Source organism: Carnobacterium sp. CP1, assembly GCF_001483965.1.
Classification (GTDB): Bacteria; Bacillota; Bacilli; order Lactobacillales; family Carnobacteriaceae; genus Carnobacterium_A; species Carnobacterium_A antarcticum.
In genome coordinates this window covers 477,672-498,703 of record NZ_CP010796.1, presented here as the reverse complement: position 1 = coordinate 498,703, position 21,032 = coordinate 477,672, and the positions used below count along the sequence as shown (strand labels likewise).

Here is a 21,032-nt window from a genome sequence, read left to right as displayed (position 1 = left end):
ATCACCTCTTTTTTAGCACTTGGGACTAAAGAGTGCTAACACAAGTATTAATTTACCAAATATATGCTAACTTGTCAACGATAATCCTCTACTTTTTGTTTAAATTTATTTTTTAAACAAAACTTACGGCAAGTGGCTTCTATTGAGCAAAATCAGCTCAAAAAGAAACCGCATAGAATACGATCACACCTTCATTCTAAGCGGCTTCTTTTTATTTTTCACCAGATAATAAAATCCTGTTTTTAAATCAACTGCTAATCGATTCACGAAAAAAGCCGATCATACTTTTTCCATATCCACTAATGTTTTATTTGCACTCGCTAGTTCTTTTTTTACTTGTTCAAAGCCTGTCCCACCCAAAGAGTTGCGTCGTTCTACAGCAGTTTTTGAATCTAGTACAGTGTAAACATCTTCTTCGATTAATTCAGAAACTGCTTGGTAATCAGATAAGGAAATATCTTGCAGATAAATCCCTTTTTTGATGCCTTCCAGTACAAGCTTTCCTACGATCTCATGTGCTTTTCTAAAGGGAATCCCTTTGCTTGCTAGGTAATCTGCTAATTCTGTCGCATTTGAATAATCCTTAGTCGTAGCTGAATACATCGTTGCTTCGTTAACTTTCATCGTCTCAAGCATCCCAGAAAATACCGTTAGACAATCTTTAACCGTTTTAACTGTGTCAAACATACCCTCTTTATCTTCTTGCAGATCTTTGTTGTACGCTAAGGGCAAACCTTTCATTGTTGTCAATAGACCTAATAGGTTTCCATAAACACGTCCAGTTTTTCCGCGAATCAATTCGGCCATATCTGGATTTTTCTTTTGAGGCATAATCGAGCTGCCTGTTGAAAAAGCATCAGTCAATGTTACAAACTGGTATTCGTGACTAGTCCATAAAATGATTTCTTCACAAAAACGTGATAGGTGCATCATCAAAAGACTGCTGTTGCTCAAAAATTCTAAAATAAAATCCCGATCACTAACGGCGTCTATGCTGTTCGTATAACTTTCTTTGAAACCGAGCAACGTTTTTGTGTATTCTCGATCGATGGGAAATGTTGTTCCAGCTAAAGCAGCAGCACCCAATGGCGATAGGTCGATTCTTTTCAAACTATCTTGATTACGTTCAAAATCACGTTTAAACATATTGTAATAAGCCAATAGATGGTGAGCAAAAGAAATGGGCTGCGCATGTTGCAAATGAGTATATCCTGGCAAGATAGTTTCCACGTTTTCTTCAGCTTTGCTAATCAAAACTTCCATAAATAAACGAATCCGTTGATTGATTTCAATTACTTCCTTTTTCAGGTACAAATGCATATCTGTTGCAACTTGGTCATTTCTACTACGAGCCGTATGCAGTTTGCCTGCGACTGGACCGATAATACCATGAAGCAACTTTTCCAAATTCAAATGAATATCTTCGTTTTCAGCAGTAAATACTAAACGTCCCTTTTTATTGTCTTCGAGTAATTTTTCTAAACCTTGGATAATTTCATTTGCTTCTTCAGCTGATAGTATATTGGTTTTAGCTAGCATTTGTACATGAGCTAGACTGCCAATTAAATCTTCTTCTGCTAATTGCTGGTCGACAGCGATTGAAGCTCCGAAAGCATCAACCCATGCCTGGCTCTCACCTTCAAATCTTCCACTCCATAATTTTTTCATTCTATTCATCCTAACATTGCTTAATAGAGACTCTTTTCTTTTATTAATGTTTCATCAAACTGAGCGGTTGCATTGTGAACTTCTGCATGTACTTTGGTAGATAGTCCCCATAATTTAATAAAACCAACCGAAGCTTCTTGATCAAATGTGTCAGCTGAAGTATAAGTAGCTAAATTTTCATCATATAAAGAATTAGGCGACTTTCTTCCTTCCACGATTGAATGGCCCTTAAACAATTTCAAACGAATGGTACCGTTCACGTACTGTTGTGTAGATTTTAAGAAAGCAATCAAGCTATCTGTTAAAGGATTAAACCATAAACCGTTGTAAATCATCTCGGTTAATTTTTGTTCAATGGCTGGCTTAAAATGTCCAATTTCTTTTACGAAAGTCAGGTCTTCCAAAGCTTTATGGGCCGTCATCAGAACAATAGCCCCTGGTGCTTCATAAACTTCGCGGGATTTGATTCCAACTAAACGGTTTTCAATGTGATCGATTCTTCCGATACCATGTTTTCCCGCTATTTTATTGAGACATTCAATCAATTCTACTAACGAATATGGTTTACCATTTAGCGCAATAGGTTTTCCAGCCAAAAAGTCGATTTCTAAAATTTCTGGACTATCTGGAGTATTTTCCAAACTAGCGGTTAACTCATAAGCTGCTTCTGGCGGCGCCATCCATGGATTTTCTAAAATGCCACATTCGTTTGATCTTCCCCATAAATTTTGATCAATGGAAAAAGGATTGTCCAAATCGATTGGCACAGGTATGTCATGTTCAATGGCGTAATTGATTTCTTCTTCTCTTGACCATTGCCATTCACGCACTGGCGCAAGAACTTTCAAGTTTGGCGCTAAAGAATGAATCGCTACTTCAAAGCGCACTTGATCGTTGCCTTTTCCGGTGCAACCATGAGCGACCGCGGCGGCGCCTTCTTTGAGAGCTACTTCCACCAATTTTTTCGCAATTAACGGACGGGATAAAGCAGAAATCAATGGATAAATGCCTTCATAAAAAGTATGAGCTTGTAGAGCAATTAAAGCATACTCTTCTGCAAATTCTTTTTTTGCATCAATCGTATATGAAGAAACGGCCCCAATGCTCAGAGCTTTTTCTTTAATAAAAGCCAAATCCTTCCCTTCCCCTACATCTAAACAACAAGCAATCACATCATACCCTTCTTCATTCAACCATTTAATGGCAACAGAAGTATCTAACCCACCTGAATACGCTAAAACTACTTTTTCTTTTTCCATTTGAACACCTCTTTGTTTTAATTAACTTTCGATAAGCATTATAATAGCATGCCATAATGATTAAAACAACATTAAAGTGTTTAATTATTCCGAAACGTGTATTTTATTCTTTAAAATCTTCTTTTTGTTGAATATTAGTTAATTTTATACATTACACATGCATTATTCGGCTGTTTTCATTAGATAATGTGCTCAAAAAAAATAAACCCCTTATTGTCTTTTTAAAAAAGGACGAAAGGGTTTATATTGTGACTGTTTTTATGAGTCTATTTTCTATTTTCTTCTAGGAAATAATCACGCGTATCTACTTCATCTTGCTCCAATTGAGCAATCAAACCTGTTAAATCATCAAATTTCAATTCATCTCTTAAGTAATGATGCCATAAAACCGTAACTTTTTCTCCATAAATATCTTGCTCAAAATCCAAAATATAGACTTCAACAGTTAATGGCCGATTAGCTTCAAACGTAATATTATGACCGATGGATGCCATACCTAAATGCCATTGCTTGCCTACCAATATTTGAACGGCATATACGCCCACACGCGGCAGACGAACAGCCCTTGTTACTTCGATATTGGCTGTTGGAAATCCAAGTAACCGCCCGCGTGCATCTCCATGGACTACGCGTCCAGTAGTTTCATAAATGTACCCTAACAAGTCATTCGCTTCTTCTATCTTTCCATTATCTAAACAGTGTCTAATTCGAGTAGAACTGATTTTTGATTCTTCACTAGTTTGTTTTTCAACGATAACAATTTCAAAACGGTTATGAGCATAATCGGGCAAATGCTTCATCGAAGCGACTTCTTTTTTTCCATAAGTATAGTCAAAACCCGCTACTACTACTTTTGCATGCAGTCCTACGATGTACTGATCTACAAATGATTGTGGTTTTAAAGCTGCAAATGCAGAAGTGAAATCAACTTCATATAAAATGTCTACCCCTAGTTTGGCCATCATGGCTTCTTTTTTTTCAACAGTAGACAAATACTGCATGTCTTCCGACGCAATTTTTTTGAAGACAATTGAGGGGTGTTGATTAAAAGTCATAACAGCCAGTTTATACTTTTTTTTTGCAGCTAATTGTTTCGCTCTGCTGATGACTTCTTGATGACCTTTGTGCACGCCGTCAAAAAAGCCAAGAGCCAAGACAACCTCTTCTGTTGGAATTTGATTTTGTGTATAGGGATGGTGCAATTTTATAATTTCCATGATTGAAAAACTCCTCTATTGAAATGTACGTAAACCTTTGACCGGTTTTAAAAGATTTTCCTTAGTTGGGTGTTTATCATAAATGCTCCATGCTTGATTTTGGTACATAACAGCCACTGGAAAATCGATTTGTTCTCCAAAAGCATCTAAAGGCAGCACAGCTCCATTTTTAACTTTATCCCACAAGGGTTGATCGATGTTGACCGAAGCAAGTTCTTTCAGTCCATACTCTAATGGAAATAAGGCTTGTTGAATGGTTTGATCATCCATTTTTTCAGCAACTTGATTTAACGTCAAACAATCGCTGGCTTTAAAAGTGCCGCTTAAGACACGGGTTAAATCAGACATATGTGCTGGGTAACCGAGAGCCAAGCCCAAGTCGACGGCTAAGGTGCGAACATAAGTCCCTTTCCCGCAATCCACCTCAAATCGCCAAGAAACTGTATGCTCTATTTCGTTTAATACAGGTTCAGTGGTTCGAACAAAACGGTTGATTGTGGCTTTTCTGCTTGGTCGATCAACGGTTTCACCAGCCCGTGCATATTCATACAACCGTTTCCCGTTCACTTTAACTGCAGAAAACATAGGTGGAATTTGAGTAATAGAACCTTCCATGGCGGCCATTGCTTGATCAATCGCTGTTGTCAAAGGCATTTCATCCACCTGAACACGTTCTACAATATCGCCGCTGCTGTCTTCAGTTGTCGTTGAAAACCCTAAAGTAATTTCACCGATGTAGCCCTTACCAGTCTCCATCATGTATTCCACAACTTTTGTAGCATTTCCGATACAGATGGGTAAGACACCGTCTACATCTGGGTCTAAGGTTCCGGTATGACCGATTTTTTTTGTTTTTAATATTTTTCGAAGTTTAAATACGCAATCGTGACTCGTCATGCCACGTTCTTTCCATAATGGGAGAATGCCTTCCATGTAAAATCCCTACTTTCCATTTTTAACTTTACCAGTATACCATATTTTAAAGTACCGCGAAAACTCCTAAGAGAATCTTGTGCAAAACGATGTTTCCTCCTTTATAATAAGAGGTATAAAATAATGCCTAATTTATTCTAATGAATTAAGAGTAAAAGCCCTAAACCAAGAAGGTATGGAGGAATGAGGAGGAGTCAAAATGAAACCAATAAAAATTGTTACGGATTCAACCGTTCAATTATCAAAAGAAGAACAAGACAAATACAATATTACGATCGTGCCGCTTACTGCAATGGTAGAAAATGTCGTTTATTACGATAATTTAACGGTAACAAAACCAGAATTTTTGCAGAAAATGTTAAACAGCCCTGAATTGCCAAAAACATCTCAACCGGCTGTCGGAAAATTTACTGAATTGTTTAATGAACTTGGCGCGGATGGAAGTGAAGTTCTTTCAATCCACGTGGCGGGTTACTTAAGTGGAACGTATATGTCAGCCGTACAAGGTGCTAGTCTATCGACGGACAAGGTCACAGTTATCGAGAGTGGTTTTCTCGATCGGGCAATGGCCTTTCAAGTTTTGGCGGCAGCTGAGATGGCTAAAACCGGTGCCGCAATGTCCGAAATAGTATCTACTTTAGAAGAGGTAAAATCAAAAACTACTTTATATGTCGGAATCGTTCATTTAGAAAACTTGATCAAAGGTGGCCGAATGAGTCAAACACTGGGACGTATTTCTAATTTTTTAAACATGAAACTGATTTTAAGCCTCACACCAGAAGAGATTACTCTTTATACAAAAAGCCGTGGAATGAAATCTTTACGCGGCAAAGTAGATGCAATTATTGAAAAAATGAAAAGTTACCCCGAAATTAAACAAATTGGCATCAGTCATGTGGGAATGTCCAGTTTTACTGAAGCCACCATCAAAGAGCTTAAAGAACAATTTCCGGATGCTGTTTTTTATGTAGCTTATGCAAGTCCAACTCTTATGACACATGCAGGAAATGAAGCTTTTGCTATTTCCTACCTAACGGATTAATTTTTTTGTAAAAAACGGCTGCCTTTCGAAATAGAAAGGCAACCGTTTTTATCTTTATTACCTTACTTTTCAATCACAATAAACTCTTTTTCGCGCATTTCTAATAATAAAGGATTCTTTTTAACAGCTTCCCATTTAACCGTTCGTCTAAATTGTTCGCGTTCTGCTTCTTCGCCATCCCAACAACTATAAAGCTCTACTTTATTCGTATCTTCAAAACAATTGTTTAGGATATACATCAACCCTTGTTGTTGCGTAGCATTCACTTCACGTGCATCGTCCATCATTTTAAGGTATTCCATCACATTTTCTGTTGTAAAACCATCTGGCACTTCCGAATCATTTTCAATCGGTTCCCAAACAGGAAAATCGGATGTCTGGTAAACAAATGAAGAACCAAAATGTTTCAAAATAGGTCCTGTTTGCACTTGCTCAAGAATTTCAAAAGTCCCCACAATTTCTGCTTCTTTGTCATAAAATTCAATTTGATCCATTGTAATAGTCTCATCTTGCGTTTGGTTTTGAATGTATTTCAATACCATTTCATCCGTTACTCCTGGATCTAGAGTATCACGTGCAATTAGTGCTACGGTATTTGTATTTTCTGGAGCGTGTGTTGGTAACACTTTTTCCACACCAATATAAGAATATAAAGTCAATTCGATTGCCTCCTAGTCATTAATGAACCCCTAAAGTATAGCAGTTTTTCTGATTTCTACCTAGTAACCTTAACAAAAAAAGACAAAGTGAGTAAAATCACTTTGTCTTTTTAAGTCTAATCTTTATTTAAATCACGTAATAACTCATCGATACGGCTACCGTATAAAACAGATTCATCACGTTCAAATTTTAATTCTGGGGTCTTATAAAGCGTTAAGCGTTGACCTAATTCTCTTCTAATCAAACCAGAAGCTTTGTCCAGACCTAATTGAACATTTTCAAGGTCGCTTTCTTTTTCAGATAAAATACTGTAATAAATCGTCGCTTGTTGCAAATCACCCGTGACTTTAACTTCAGTAATCGTCACATTTTCCACACGCGGGTCTTTCACACGTTTAGTCAAAATGTCATTTACTTCTTTTTGGATTTCTTGTGCAACTCGACCAACTCTAAAATTTGCCATGATTGCCCCTCACTTTCTTTATTAAGCCCAGTTTTGCTTCTTTTTTATCAGCTATTTTGGGCACTCGTTTTTGGGAAACCTAGTGGTTATTTATGTTTGATTTCAACCATTTCATAAGCTTCAACGACATCGTCTACTTCAATCTCGTTATAGTCCTTAATCATAAAGCCACATTCAAAGCCTTTTTTAACTTCTTTAGCATCATCTTTAAAGCGTTTCAAGCTAGCTAATTCACCTTCAAAAATAACGATGTTATCGCGAATCAAGCGAACACTGCTGTTACGTGTGATGTGACCATCGGTTACGAACCCACCAGCAATTGTACCAACTTTTGACACTTTAAAGGTTTCACGAACAACAACTTGACCTGTAATTTGTTCTTCATATTCTGGATCCAACATACCTTTCATTGCGGTTTCAATTTCATCAATCGCATTGTAGATGATACGGTGGAGACGAATATCAATTTTTTCTTGAGCCGCTTGGTCCTTAGCTTGAGGTGTTGGACGGACATTGAATCCAATGATAATAGCATTACTTGCGGCAGCTAGAGTAATATCACTTTCATTGATTGCCCCAACAGCTGTATGGATAATCTTAACGCGCACACCTTCAACTTCAATTTTTTGTAAACTTGAAGCTAAGGCTTCAGCTGATCCTTGTACATCTGCTTTGATAATAACATTAACTTCTTTCAATTCTCCTTCTTCTAAACTAGAGAAGAGGTTATCTAATGTTACACGATTTGTTGTAGAGCGTTGATCAGCCATTGCTTTTTGAGCACGGGATTCGCCTGCTGCACGTGCAGTTTTTTCGTCTTCAAATACCACGAATTGATCGCCTGCTTGTGGGGCGTTGTTCAAACCAGTAATTTCTACTGGAGCAGAAGGTCCAGCCGTCTTCACACGACGGCCAATTTCATTGACCATTACACGAACACGTCCGTAAGTGTTTCCGACAACGATCGGATCTCCGATACGTAAAGTCCCTTCTTGAACAAGCAATGTAGCAATAGGCCCTTTGCTTTTATCTAAACGAGCTTCGATTACTGATCCGATAGCTAATCTTGTAGGATCAGCTTTTAAATCTTCAACTTCCGCAACTAATAAAATCATTTCTAAAAGCTCATCCAAGTTTTGACCAAATTTCGCTGAAATTTCAACAAAAATCGTGTCTCCACCCCATGATTCAGGAACTAAACCGTACTCCGTTAGTTCTTGCATGACGCGTTCTGGATTAGCTGTTGGTTTATCAACTTTATTAACAGCGACAATAATTGGAACTTCTGCTGCTTTAGCATGGTTGATTGCTTCAACAGTTTGTGGCATCACACCATCATCTGCAGCTACAACAATAATAGTGATGTCCGTTACATCCGCACCACGTGCACGCATCGTTGTAAACGCGGCATGTCCTGGTGTATCTAAGAACGTAATCGTTTTTCCATTAGATTCAACTTGATAAGCACCGATATGTTGTGTGATTCCGCCTGCTTCTCCTAAACTAACTTTCGTGTTTCGCAATGAGTCTAGAAGTGTTGTTTTACCATGGTCAACGTGCCCCATAATCGTTACAACAGGAGGACGTGTTACTAGATTTTCTTCGATTGGTTCTTGTTCAAAGTAAACATCCAAATCAGAAACATCCACTGCAACTTTTTCTTCAGCTTCTATGCCGTATTCAGCTGCAAGCAATTCAATTGCTTCTTTGCTCAAGCTTTGGTTCAACGTAGCTACAACGCCTAAAAGGAACAGCTTTTTAATGATCTCTGCCGGTTCACGGAAAATACGTTTAGAGATGTCTGCTACAGTCATGCCATCTGAGTAAACCAGTACATCTGGTAATTCTTTGAACTTACGTGGTACTGGTGGAGCAACTGGTTTCGTTTCGCCTTTTCTGCCTTTTCTTTTACGCTTGTTAAAACCACCGTGAGTTCCTTGTGAACCACGATAAGGTCCACGTCTGTTTCCGCCGGGGCCTGCTGCTGTCGTGCGTTGTTCTGCAGGGTTAGTCGTGCGTTTTACAACCGGTTGTTTAGCAGTTTTATCTGTGGCTGTACTTGCTGGACGACTAGTTGTTGATGCAGCTTTTTTGTTGCCAGCCGGTTTAGCGCTTTGTGTTGGCTTAGCACTGTGTGTTGGTTTAGCTGCTGGTTTAGATTTTGACGCTGGTGTTGCTTGGTTATTGGATTGATTCTTTTGATTTACTATACCCTTACCGCCTTTTTGTGTTGTATTTTTTTGTGTTTCTTCTTGTTTTTTCATAGCACTCGTATTCCTTTTCGTGTTTGCAGCAAATATATCATTTAGCTTCGCAACTTGTTTGTCTTCCATTGAAGACATGTGACTATTGTAAAGTATTCCTAATTCTTTAGCTTTTTCGATAACTTTTTTAGTAGGAACATCGTGTTCTTTTGCATACTCGTACACACGCAAATTAGCCATGTTATCACCCTTCCGTTAATTTAATAATAATTCCCGGAGTTTTTTTCCAAAGCCATTATCGGTCGTAGTACATATCGTGCGTTCTTTCCCAACAGCCTGACTTAATTCAGATTTTGTAAAGTGAATAGCTATCGGAATTTGATAATGACGACATTTATCCGAGATTTTCTTTATCGTTTTTTCACTAGCATCAGAAGCAACAATGACCATCTTCGCTTGTTCTTTTCTGATTTCTTTCAAAGTTAAATCTTCTCCAGTTACTAGTTTACCAGCTTTCGTTGCCATACCCAAAAGGTTTAATGTTTTTTGGTCATTATTCATAAACTCATCCGCGCTTTCTGATGGGTTACGTAATCCATCAATTCTTGATAAAACGCATCAGTTAAAGTTGTTTCAAAAGTCCGATCAAGAACATGTTTGTCCCATGCAAGTTGAACAACGACGGGGTCGATAGACACATAAGCTCCGCGGCCGGGTTTTTTACCACTTGGATCAATGCTGATTTCGCCTTCTTTGTTTTTCACAATACGAATCATTTCTTTTTTAGGTTTCATTTCATTTGAAACAACACATTTGCGCATTGGCACTTTACGTTTTTGCATCTAACTCACCTCTTGTTATTCTTCGACATGATTTTCATCTTCTGCTAGTTCAATCATTTCTTCGGCTTCTTCCGAATCTAAGTTGCCTTCTTCTACATCATCATCAATTCTAAGGTCAGATTCTAAATCTTCTTGATCTTCAATTGATTCGATAACATTTTCAACATCGATTGCTTCTTCAGCACTCATTGTTTCTTCAAGACTCTCTGCATAATCTTCTGTACGTTCTAGCCCAGTTTCTTCTAAAGCTTCAAGCGAAGCTTCCATATCAGATTCTGATTTGATATCGATTTTAAATCCTGTTAATTTTGCAGCCAAACGAGCATTTTGTCCACGTTTACCAATTGCTAAAGAGAGTTGGTAATCAGGAACTACTACTACACAGCTGCCTTCTTTTTCATTGAATGTCACGTTCACAACTTGAGCAGGGTTCAAAGCATTCGCGATAAAAGTTGCTGGATCGGCGCTCCATTCAACAATATCCATGTTTTCACCTTTTAACTCACTTACGATTGCTTGCACACGTTGCCCTTTCGGTCCAACACACGTTCCAACTGGATCAATATTCTCATCTCTTGACATCACAGCTATTTTAGCTCGGTCACCAGCTTCACGTGCAACGGATTTGATTTCAACGATTCCATCATAAATTTCTGGAACTTCTTGTTCAAACAAACGTTTCAATAAATCAGGGTGGCTTCGGCTTACAAAAATTTGCGGGCCTTTAGATGTATTTTCAACTTTCGTGACATACACTTTGATTCGATCATGCGGTTTGTATACTTCATTTGGTATTTGTTCTTGTTTCGATAAGACTGCTTCTATTTTACCTAAATTTACATAAATATAGCGATGGTCTTGGCGTTCAACAATCCCTTGCATAATGTCATTTTCGTATGTGATAAACTCATTGTAAATGATGTTTCGTTCAGCTTCACGAACGCGTTGCATAATAACTTGTTTTGCTGTTTGTGCAGCGATTCTACCAAAGTCTTTAGGAGTTACTTCGAAACGAATCGTATCGCCTAATTCGTAAGCCTTATTAATATCCAAAGCTTCTTCCATGCTGACTTCTAAACGAGAATCAAATACCACGTCTACCACTTCTTTGACTGAATAAACATGCATGTTCCCTTTTTTCATATCAAATTCGACTTCAACGTTTTGGGCTTGACCATAATTTCGTTTATATGCTGAAACTAACGCAGCTTCTAATGCATCGATTACGATTTCTTTTGCAATCCCTTTTTCTTGTTCTAAGGTGTCAAGAGCATTCAACATTTCTTTGCCCATTTCATTTTCTCTCCTGTCCGCTTACCATTTAATTTAAAATTGAATCGCTAACCTAGCTTTTGCAATTTTTGCACGATCAAATTCAATATCTTTTACACGTGTTTTGATACGTACTGTCAAAGTCAGTGTTTCGTCAGATACTTGTTTTAAGGTACCTTCATATATCTTTTCGCCATCAACGGGCTCATACAACGAAATATGAATATATTCCCCAATGGCTTGAACAAAATCTTCTTCTTTTTTCAGAGGCCTTTCAGCTCCCGGCGAAGATACTTCAAGGAAGTAAGCTTGCGGAATCGGATCTGGATTTAGTGCATCCATTTTTTCGCTGATCTTTTCACTAACTAAAGCACAATCTTCTAAATCGATTCCTGATGGTTTATCAATATACACCCGTAAAAACCAATTTTTTCCTTCTTTAACAAATTCTACGTCAACTAATTCAAATTGAAATTCGTTGACGATGGGTTGGACAATTTCAGTAACCGTTTCAACCACACTACTCAATTTCATCGCCTCCTTTTAGATACACACATACCTGACTGCCGAAAAAGAGTGAGCGTCGCCGCTCACTCTTTACAGGATATCTAAATACATTAGTAGAATAACATAAAAACCTAAGTTAAGCAACAAATCCGCTTAATTTCAAACTTTTTATCTAACCAGAAGAAGCTTTAAGGAAGCTCTTTTCGCTCATTAATTCATCTGTTATTTAACGGTTAGAATAAATCAAATAACGAAAGCTGGTTTTCGTCTGGCATACCTTGTAAAACATTGTTCTCATTCATATATTCAATAACGGTTTTAGATACTTTTCCTCGTTTGCTTAAATCTTCTTTTGAGAGAAACGGCTTGTCTTGTCTGGCTTCAACGATCTGCTTAGCCACGTTAGCTCCCAGACTTGGCACCGCTCTGAAGGGAGCAATCAATGAATTGCCTTCGATCACAAAATTTGTCGCATCTGATTTGTCTAAATCAATCATTTTAAATGTGAATCCTCGTTCAACCATTTCGTTAGCCAACTCTAAGACGGTTAAAACATTTTTCTCTTTCGTAGAAGCATCTAATCCTTTGTCAGTAATTTCCTTCATCTTAACTTTAATAGCTTCTTTTCCTTGGCACATCGCAACTAAATCAAAATCAGCAGCACGCACTGAAAAGTAAGCTGCATAGTACAAGATAGGAAAATGGACTTTATAATACGCTACCCGCAGAGCCATTAATACATAGGCTGCCGCATGGGCCTTAGGAAACATATACTTGATTTTTAAACAAGAATCAATGTACCATGCCGGAACGTTTTCTGCACGCATGGCTTTTTGCCAATCTTCCGGAATGCCTTTTCCTTTACGAACAGACTCCATGATTTTAAAAGCTAAACCGTCTTCGACGCCATTGTGCATGAGGTAAACCATGATATCATCACGACAGCCAATCACTTCTGATAGGGGAATGTTTTTTTCACGAATCAGTTCTTCGGCATTTCCTAACCAAACATCCGTCCCATGTGACAAACCCGATATTTGAAGCAGTTCTGCAAATGTATCAGGTTTGGTTTGTTCCAACATTCCACGTACAAATCGAGTTCCAAATTCTGGAATCCCTAATGTACCGGTTTTAGACTGGATTTGTTCGGGAGTTACACCCAATACTTCAGTTCCGCCAAAGATACGCATCACTTCCGGATCGTCTGTTGGAATCGTCAAAGGATCAATACCTGATAAATCTTGCAACATTCGAATAACAGTAGGATCATCATGACCTAGTATATCTAATTTCAAAACATTATCGTGAATCGAGTGGAAATCAAAGTGAGTCGTCTTCCACTCAGAATCTTGTGCATCAGCTGGAAATTGGATAGGCGTAAAATCATATACGTCCATGTAATCTGGAATAACAATAATACCGCCGGGGTGTTGTCCGGTTGTTCGTTTAACGCCTGTTGACCCTTTAGCCAATCGGTCGATTTCTGCAGCTCGGTAACTTAAATTTTTATCTCGCTCATAAGCTTTTACATAACCGAAAGCAGTTCGATCTGCTACGGTACCAATCGTTCCAGCACGGTAGACATATTCATCCCCAAAAAGAACCTTGGTGTAATCATGCGCCTTAGCTTGGTAATCCCCTGAAAAGTTTAAATCAATATCCGGTACTTTGTCTCCATTAAACCCTAAGAACGTTTCAAAAGGAATATCGTGACCGTCTTTATGCAAGCGAACACCACAATGAGGACAAGCTTTTTCCGGCAAATCATATCCTGAACCTACTGAACCATCTGTAAAGAATTCTGAATATTTGCATTCAGGGCAGCGATAATGAGGCGGCATTGGATTAACTTCGGTAATTCCAGTCATAGTAGCAACAAAACTGGAACCCACTGATCCACGGGAACCTACTAAATAACCGTCAGAAACGCTTTTATGCACTAGTTTCTGTGAAATCAAATAGATAACGGAGAAACCATTGCCAATAATACTGGTTAATTCTTTTTCTAATCGTTGTTCGATAATTTCTGGTAAGGGATTTCCGTATAACCGATGTGCCTCATTGTAGCTTAATTGGCGAATTTCTTCTTCAGAACCTTCAATTTTCGGCGTATATAAATCGGTTTTAACAGGCGTCATTTCCTCAACCTGATCAGCGATCATTTGTGTGTTTTCAACGACGATTTTATGTGCCGCAGCTTTCCCTAAAAAGTTAAATGCTTCCAGCATTTCATTAGTGGTTCTAAAATGTACCTGAGGCAGTTCTGCACGGTTCAACGGATTTGCTCCGCCTTGTGAATTGATTAAAATTTTTCGGTAAATATAGTCTTCTGGATTCAAGTAGTGCACGTTTCCAGTGGCTACTACCGGGACAGCTAATTCATCGCCTATTTTCACCATGTTTTGAATGATTTCTTCTAAATCCGCTTCAGTCGTTACTAATTCTTGTTCAATCAAAGGTGCATAAACTTCTTTCGGCATGACTTCAATAAAATCATAAAACTTTGCTTTGCTCTTCGCTTCCTCATACCCTTTTTGCATCATTGCTCCAAAAACTTCTCCTTGACTACAAGCAGAACCAACGATTAGCCCTTCACGTAATTTTGTTAATTCAGAACGTGGAATACGAGCATTGCGGTAAAAATATTGAGTCATGGACAAAGATACCAATTTAAATAAATTTTTCAACCCGACTTGGGTAGTCGCGATGATCGTTGCATGGAAAGGACGAGCACGCTTGTAAGCATCCCCTTCGCCGATATGATCATTTAACTGATCATGGTACAACATTTGATGTTCTTCATGCGCTTCTTTTAAAAACAACCAGCATAAATACCCAGTTGTTTCAGAGTCAAAGATAGCTCGGTGATGTTGTTCCAAGCTGACACCATATCTCTTAGCCAATGTATTTAACCGGTGGCTTTTTAATTGAGGATGCAAGAATCTGGAAAGTTCTAATGTATCAATGACCGGATTAACAGCTTCCGGAATACCGTAACGCGCATTACTGGTGTTTAAGAATCCCATATCGAAACTGGCGTTGTGAGCAACTAGAATGTGTCCATCAGCGAATTCTTTAAACAACTGCAAAACTTCTTCTTCTGATTTCGATCCTCGTACCATTTCATCGGTAATACCTGTCAGGTTGATCGTAGTCTGAGATAAAGGATGCCCTGGATCTATAAAGTGTTCAAATTTTTCAATAATATTCCCTTTGTACATTTTAACAGCTGCTAGCTCAATAATTTTGTTATAGACAGCTGACAAACCAGTGGTTTCTACATCAAAAACCACATAAGTAGCTTCGGCCAATTCAATGTGTTCGGCGTTATAAGCAATTGGGACACCGTCATCCACAATATTTGCTTCAATACCGTATAAAATTTTTATCCCATGTTTTTTCCCAGCATGAAAAGCATCTGGAAAAGATTGTGCCCCTGCATGATCAGTGATAGCTACAGCTGGATGTCCCCACTTAGCTGCTTGAGTTACTAAATCAGTGACGTTATTCGTAGCGTCCATTTGACTCATGTTGCTATGCAAATGCATCTCAACACGCTTGTCTCCTTCAGGCGCAGTATCTTGACGGTCTTCATGAAAACATTCAGTAATGTCTTGCGCATTCAAAACTAAATCACGCATAAAGTTGTCTTCTTGAACACTGCCGCGAGCTCTGATCCACATGCCTTTTTTTATGGCAGCAAAAGCCGCTTCATCTTCTGGAGAATTTGAAAACTTTTTCACAGAAAAAGAAGACGTGTAGTCAGTGATTTTGACGATCATAATTTGACGCTCAGATCGCAAGACACGGATATCCACATCAAAAACATACCCTTCAATGGTAACGCGTCTTTCTTCTTCCACAATTTGGTCCATTTGTTTGATTTCTTCTTTGTCCGAAATTTTTCGTCCTAACACAACAGGACCTTTAGCAATGGTTTCTAAGCCTAACTCTTTGTTGCGTTTCTTTTCTTCTTCCGCTTTCATCAAGTTTTCTCCGGCACGTACACCTAAAAGTGCATCGGCTTCTTCTTTTTTCGCTTTAAATTCAGCCAATTTTTGGTCATGTGCCGCTTCGTCGATAATAGGTTCTATTTTAAAAACAGGAAAACCAAACGTTTGGTACACTGCTTCAACAGGCGGTAAGTATTGGTTGATTAAATGACCTTTGACGACTTCATTTTCAACTAAAAACAAGATTTTTTTCCCTTCCAACATTGGAAATTGTTCTTGGAAAGGACGGTTGCAAATCGGTGAAGAAACGCCGCTTTTTTTGACAGCCATAGGCCAATAATGTTCTAACTTTTCAATAGTTATGTTCGGTTGGTTCGTTTCAATAGAAATAATAATGGAAGCAATTGAACTAAACGCCAACTGGATTTTTTCCGTTAAACTTTGATAAACTTCGAAAGGTAAAATATCTTCAAATTGGAACTGAAAATGCCACGTTTTAGATAATTTATGCACAGTCACTTTTTGTATTTTTCCTTTTTCAAAATAAGGTTGGTAACTCATTTCTTGGTGTAAGCCTATTTGCTCCAGTAATTTTTGAAACAGTTCTTCTTGATTTAAACTCATGAGGTACTCCTTTCGATTGCAGATAAGCACGGTTTCTTAAAAAATTCTATTCCTTTGTAAAAAGAAAGCAAAGGAAGCACAGACAAGACAAAACAAAAATTGTCTTTGTATGAACTCCCTTTTCCTTTTAAACCTAGTTGTTCTCAGAATTTAATAAAATACTCATTGTGGCAATCATTTCATCTTTACGAACTTCAAGCATTTCGCCTGTTTTATGAATTTTCACTTCAACAATATCTTCAGCTGCCTTTTTCCCAACTGTAATTCGGATAGGCAAGCCCATTAAATCAGAATCCGCAAATTTTACGCCGACGCGTTCTGTACGGTCATCCATCAGAACTGAAAAACCAGCTTCTTGTAAAGACTCGTATAAGTCTTCTGCTAAGTTAACTTGGTCTTCAGACTTCATGTTAACAGGTACCAAATGCAATTCGTATGGCGCTAACTGGCGAGGCCAGTTCAAGCCGTTTTCATTTCCTCGTTGTTCTGCAATCGCTGAGAGTAAACGGCTGACACCGATACCGTAAGAACCCATAATGACTGGGGTAGAACGCCCATTTTCGTCCAACACTGTCGCTTTCATGGCTTCACTGTAACGAGTACCTAGTTTGAAGATATGCCCGATTTCAATTCCTCTAGAGAATTTCAAAACACCATGTCCGTCAGGCGATAATTCGCCTTCTTGAACAAGACGCAAATCTAGATACGTTTCAATCGTTGTATCGCGTTCAGGGTTAACATTTGTATAGTGGTACCCTTCTTCATTTGCACCCGCCACTGCATTTGTCATGTCTTGGACATATAAATCGCCTAACACTCGGATGTCTTTATCTACTCCTACTGGTCCAATGGAACCAAAATTTACCCCTAGGTATTGAATGGATTCTTCATCTGTTGCCATTTCTAGAAAATCAGCATCTAAGAAATTCTTTAATTTCACCTCATTGACTTCATGATCCCCACGTATAACAACTAATACTGGTTTCTCATCAGCAATGAACAATAAGCTTTTCATAACGTGGCTAGTTTCTGCTTTTAAGAAAGCTGCAACTTCTTCGACTGTTTTACTGTCAGGAGTGGCTACTTTTTCTAATTCTTTTTCAACATCATGTGATTTTTTACGTATGAAAAAGCTTGTAGCCATTTCTAAGTTTGCTGAATAGTCACTAGCATCCGAATAAACGATTGTATCTTCGCCAGCATCTGAAATCGCCATAAACTCTTTTGAGTCGCTTCCGCCCATAGCTCCTGCGTCTCCAATAATGTCTCTAAATTCTAAACCGCACCGTTCAAAAATTCGCTTGTATGCTGCTTCAAAATCTAAATATGTTTTATCTAAACTCTCATAGCTATCATGGAATGAATAAGCATCTTTCATAATAAATTCGCGCGTTCTCAATAATCCAGAACGCGGACGCTTTTCATCTCGAAACTTTGTTTGAATTTGATACAGCGATAAAGGCAAGCGTTTATATGAATTGATTTCATCGCGTATCAATGTTGTAAAGGCTTCTTCATGCGTTGGTCCTAAAAGAAACTCACGACCATGGCGATCTTTCAGCTTTATCAAATCTTCGCCATAGGTCTCATATCGGCCGGATTCTTCCCAAAGTTCCCGTGGCAAGAGCGAAGGCATCAACATTTCCACCGCATCAATTTTTTCAAACTCTTCTCGAATGATGGTTTTTATTTTTTCTAACACACGATTTGCTAATGGCAAGTAACTATATACTCCACTAGAAATTTGTCTGATGTAACCGGCTCTCAATAATAACTGATGGCTTAATACTTCAGCATCATTAGGCACCTCTCGTAACGTTGGCACAAATAATTTGGATTGTTTCATAACTAACCTGTCTCCTTTATTTATCTTCAAATGAATCCGACTTGCTTCTAATTCATTTGGTTCTATTTATCTATTTAAAAAAATACGTTTGAATATCGTTCCAAGTTACTAATACCATAAGCACCAACAGCAACCCTACACCAATCAGTGTAATAATGCCTTCTTTTTCTTGGCTAAGCGGTTTGCCTCTTATACCTTCGATTAGGTTTAAAAGAAGTTTACCGCCATCTAACGCTGGAACGGGCAATAAGTTGACTATTCCTAAGTTGACACTCAAAACAGCTAACCAATTTAAAACACCCAAAAATCCCATTTTTACAACAGCTTCGGTTGTTGCATAGATAGCAACCGGCCCGCCGAACATATCAACAGAAAAACCTTTGGTGAACATCGATCCAAAAACACTGATGATTTGTATGATCAGTGACCAAGTCGCTGTGAAACCGAAAGCTAATTTAGCGCCTATCGAAGTATCCAATGAAGCTTGAACTCCAATCAGTCCAATTTCTGTGCCGTCGCTTTGTTTGCTGCTCTCTGGAGTTACAACAACTTGTTTAGCTGGTTCCGTTCCAGATTCCACGGTAAACGTTAAGGGTTTCTCAGGATTTTTTTGGATTATTTGCACCATTTCATTCCAATTGGCCACTTTTTGATCATCAATTTGAGTTACTCGGTCGCCTTCGATCAAGCCCGCTTGTTCAGCAACACTGTCTGGAGTAACCGGACCTAATTGATTTTCTTGGCTGACTACGCCCCCTTGCAAAAAGGCCATAACAATAAAAGCTACAATGGCTAAAAGTATATTATTCATTGGTCCGGCAAAATTAGTCATCATGCGTTGTGGCAAACTGGCTGATTGAAATTGGACATCTATCGGAGCAATTTGAACTTCAGTACCGTCTTCTTCAATCAACATGGCATCGCGTTTTACGCTGTACCGGACTGTTTCAGTTTCATTACCAGCTAAATATCCTTCAATGTACAGTTCTTTTTCTAAATCAATTGCACTAACTTCCAACGGAACTGCTTCTAGAAGTTGTTTTTTCTTATAGGTATTGATGGTTGTGACTTCATCTTGCTGATTCAATATGATTCCAATCGGCATACCCGGTTTAATTTCAGTTTCTTCCTCATAACCTGCCATCCGTACATAACCACCGATCGGTAAAATACGAATGGTAAAAGTTGTTTCGTCTTTACGGTAAGAAAATATTTTTGGCCCAAAACCAATAGCAAATTCTCTTACTAAAATCCCTGCTTTTTTAGCAAAATAGTAATGCCCAAATTCATGGAATATAACTAAGACACTAAACACGAGTATAAAGGTAATAATTGTAGTGACCATTAAATCTCTCCTTTAAATCCAACTGGATACTCTTTTTCTTGTTTCTTCGTCAACCGCTAAAAGGGTCTGTAAATTTGGGTTCTTGATCGTCTTTTCATGATAAACTGCTTGGCTGACCAGCTCTTCGATTTTCAGAAAAGAAATTTTCTCTTGTAAAAAAGCCGCTACCGCTACTTCATTAGCGGCATTCATCGCAGTGGGAGCAGTTCCTCCCATTTTGCCAGTTTCAAAAGCAAGTTGCAACAACGGAAATCGTTTAAAGTCCATCTTCTCAAAATTCAACTGGCCAATAGCTGATAAATCAAATGGTTTAGGATTTTTAATGGGCATCCGTTCAGGGTAGCCCAACGCGTACTGAATGGGTTCACGCATATCACTTGCACCCATTTGAGCCTTTACTGTGCCGTCGACAAATTGAACCATAGAATGAACAATGCTTTCCCGATGTAAAACAACCTTAATATTATCATAATTCACATTGAATAACCACTGAGCTTCGATAACTTCCAGCCCTTTGTTCATCATTGTTGCTGAATCGATCGTAATTTTTTTCCCCATTGACCAATTTGGATGACGTAACGCCTCTGTCACTGTTACGTTTTTCAGCTCTGCACGTGTATAATCTCTAAAACTGCCTCCAGAAGCTGTAATAAACAGCTGGCTCACTTTATTTGCATCTTCTCCCTGCAAACATTGAAAAATTGCTGAATGTTCACTATCTACTGGAAAAATACGAACCTTTTTTTTCTTAGCCAATCCCATTACTAATTCCCCTGCCATGACCAAAGTTTCTTTATTAGCCAAGGCAATTTCTTTACCTGCTTCGATAGCCGTTAAGGTCGGAACGACGCCAACGCTACCCATAATAGCAGTAACAACAGTATCGACTTCTTCTAATGCGGCCAGTTCTGACAATCCTTCCACACCATATGTAAACGTAATAGCGGGATAGTCAGAACGCAGCTGCAATGCCATAGTTCTTGTTCCAACAGCTACCATTTTTGGTTTTAGCAACTCAATCAAAGCTCGGCCTTTTTGACTATTTTGATAGAATGAGAAAGCCACAATTTTAAATCGATCCGGATAAGCTCGCACGACTTCTATCGTATTCATTCCTACTGAGCCTGTCGCACCTAATAAACAAAGTTTTTTCATGACAATAAAAGCAGTCATCATTAACTGACAACTACTTCCCCA

16 protein-coding genes are annotated in these 21,032 nt (G+C 38.4%); 1 reads left to right on the top strand and 15 read right to left on the bottom strand.

Features of this window, described 5'->3' with window-relative positions:
- Positions 1-279: 279 nt before the first annotated feature.
- The 4 genes from argH to truB form a co-directional block, all read right to left on the bottom strand.
- The gene (gene argH, locus NY10_RS02590) at positions 280-1,668 is read right to left on the bottom strand and encodes an argininosuccinate lyase (RefSeq protein WP_058918528.1); all 1,389 of its coding nucleotides are present in this window, start codon (positions 1,666-1,668) and stop codon (positions 280-282) included.
- 20 nt (positions 1,669-1,688) lie between these two features.
- Positions 1,689-2,927: an argininosuccinate synthase gene (locus NY10_RS02585; RefSeq protein WP_058918527.1), complete on the bottom strand. Its 1,239-nt coding sequence runs from the start codon at positions 2,925-2,927 to the stop codon at positions 1,689-1,691.
- 266 nt (positions 2,928-3,193) lie between these two features.
- Positions 3,194-4,144 carry a riboflavin biosynthesis protein RibF gene (ribF, locus tag NY10_RS02580; protein WP_058918526.1) on the bottom strand — a complete coding sequence of 317 codons (951 nt, stop codon included), beginning with the start codon at positions 4,142-4,144 and terminating at the stop codon, positions 3,194-3,196.
- Positions 4,145-4,159: 15 nt separating this feature from the next.
- Complete coding sequence (truB, locus tag NY10_RS02575; protein ID WP_058918525.1) at positions 4,160-5,077, bottom strand: tRNA pseudouridine(55) synthase TruB; 918 nt, start codon at positions 5,075-5,077, stop codon at positions 4,160-4,162.
- 199 nt (positions 5,078-5,276) lie between these two features.
- On the opposite strand from truB, the gene NY10_RS02570 reads away from it, so the two are divergent.
- Positions 5,277-6,119 (top strand): DegV family protein, encoded by an 843-nt coding sequence (locus NY10_RS02570; protein WP_058918524.1) that lies wholly within the window; start codon positions 5,277-5,279, stop codon positions 6,117-6,119.
- Positions 6,120-6,181: 62 nt separating this feature from the next.
- On the opposite strand, the gene NY10_RS02565 is transcribed toward NY10_RS02570, so the two are convergent.
- From NY10_RS02565 to dxr, 11 genes are all read right to left on the bottom strand, one after another.
- The gene (locus tag NY10_RS02565) at positions 6,182-6,778 is read right to left on the bottom strand and encodes a hypothetical protein (protein ID WP_058918523.1); all 597 of its coding nucleotides are present in this window, start codon (positions 6,776-6,778) and stop codon (positions 6,182-6,184) included.
- 116 nt (positions 6,779-6,894) lie between these two features.
- On the bottom strand, positions 6,895-7,242 hold the full coding sequence (gene rbfA / locus NY10_RS02560) for a 30S ribosome-binding factor RbfA (protein ID WP_058918522.1): 348 nt from the start codon (positions 7,240-7,242) through the stop codon (positions 6,895-6,897).
- Positions 7,243-7,328: 86 nt separating this feature from the next.
- A complete protein-coding gene (infB, locus tag NY10_RS02555; RefSeq protein WP_058918521.1) occupies positions 7,329-9,686 on the bottom strand; it encodes a translation initiation factor IF-2 in 2,358 nt (785 codons plus the stop codon).
- 15 nt (positions 9,687-9,701) lie between these two features.
- Complete coding sequence (locus NY10_RS02550) at positions 9,702-10,007, bottom strand: L7Ae/L30e/S12e/Gadd45 family ribosomal protein (RefSeq protein ID WP_058918520.1); 306 nt, start codon at positions 10,005-10,007, stop codon at positions 9,702-9,704.
- A complete protein-coding gene (gene rnpM, locus NY10_RS02545) occupies positions 10,004-10,288 on the bottom strand; it encodes an RNase P modulator RnpM (protein WP_058918519.1) in 285 nt (94 codons plus the stop codon). The genes NY10_RS02550 and rnpM overlap by 4 nt, the downstream gene beginning before the upstream one ends.
- 15 nt (positions 10,289-10,303) lie before the next feature.
- Positions 10,304-11,581, bottom strand: coding sequence for a transcription termination factor NusA (nusA, locus tag NY10_RS02540; protein ID WP_058918518.1), 1,278 nt, complete (start codon positions 11,579-11,581; stop codon positions 10,304-10,306).
- A gap of 33 nt (positions 11,582-11,614) precedes the next feature.
- Entirely contained in the window at positions 11,615-12,088 is a 474-nt protein-coding gene (rimP, locus tag NY10_RS02535; RefSeq protein WP_058918517.1) for a ribosome maturation factor RimP, read from the bottom strand.
- A gap of 212 nt (positions 12,089-12,300) precedes the next feature.
- The gene (locus NY10_RS02530; RefSeq protein ID WP_058918516.1) at positions 12,301-16,644 is read right to left on the bottom strand and encodes a PolC-type DNA polymerase III; all 4,344 of its coding nucleotides are present in this window, start codon (positions 16,642-16,644) and stop codon (positions 12,301-12,303) included.
- Between the two features lie 133 nt (positions 16,645-16,777).
- Positions 16,778-18,490, bottom strand: coding sequence for a proline--tRNA ligase (locus NY10_RS02525; protein WP_058918515.1), 1,713 nt, complete (start codon positions 18,488-18,490; stop codon positions 16,778-16,780).
- Positions 18,491-18,560: 70 nt separating this feature from the next.
- Positions 18,561-19,835, bottom strand: coding sequence for an RIP metalloprotease RseP (gene rseP, locus NY10_RS02520; protein WP_058918514.1), 1,275 nt, complete (start codon positions 19,833-19,835; stop codon positions 18,561-18,563).
- A gap of 12 nt (positions 19,836-19,847) precedes the next feature.
- Positions 19,848-21,011 carry a 1-deoxy-D-xylulose-5-phosphate reductoisomerase gene (gene dxr, locus NY10_RS02515; RefSeq protein ID WP_231726758.1) on the bottom strand — a complete coding sequence of 388 codons (1,164 nt, stop codon included), beginning with the start codon at positions 21,009-21,011 and terminating at the stop codon, positions 19,848-19,850.
- Positions 21,012-21,032: the final 21 nt, after the last annotated feature.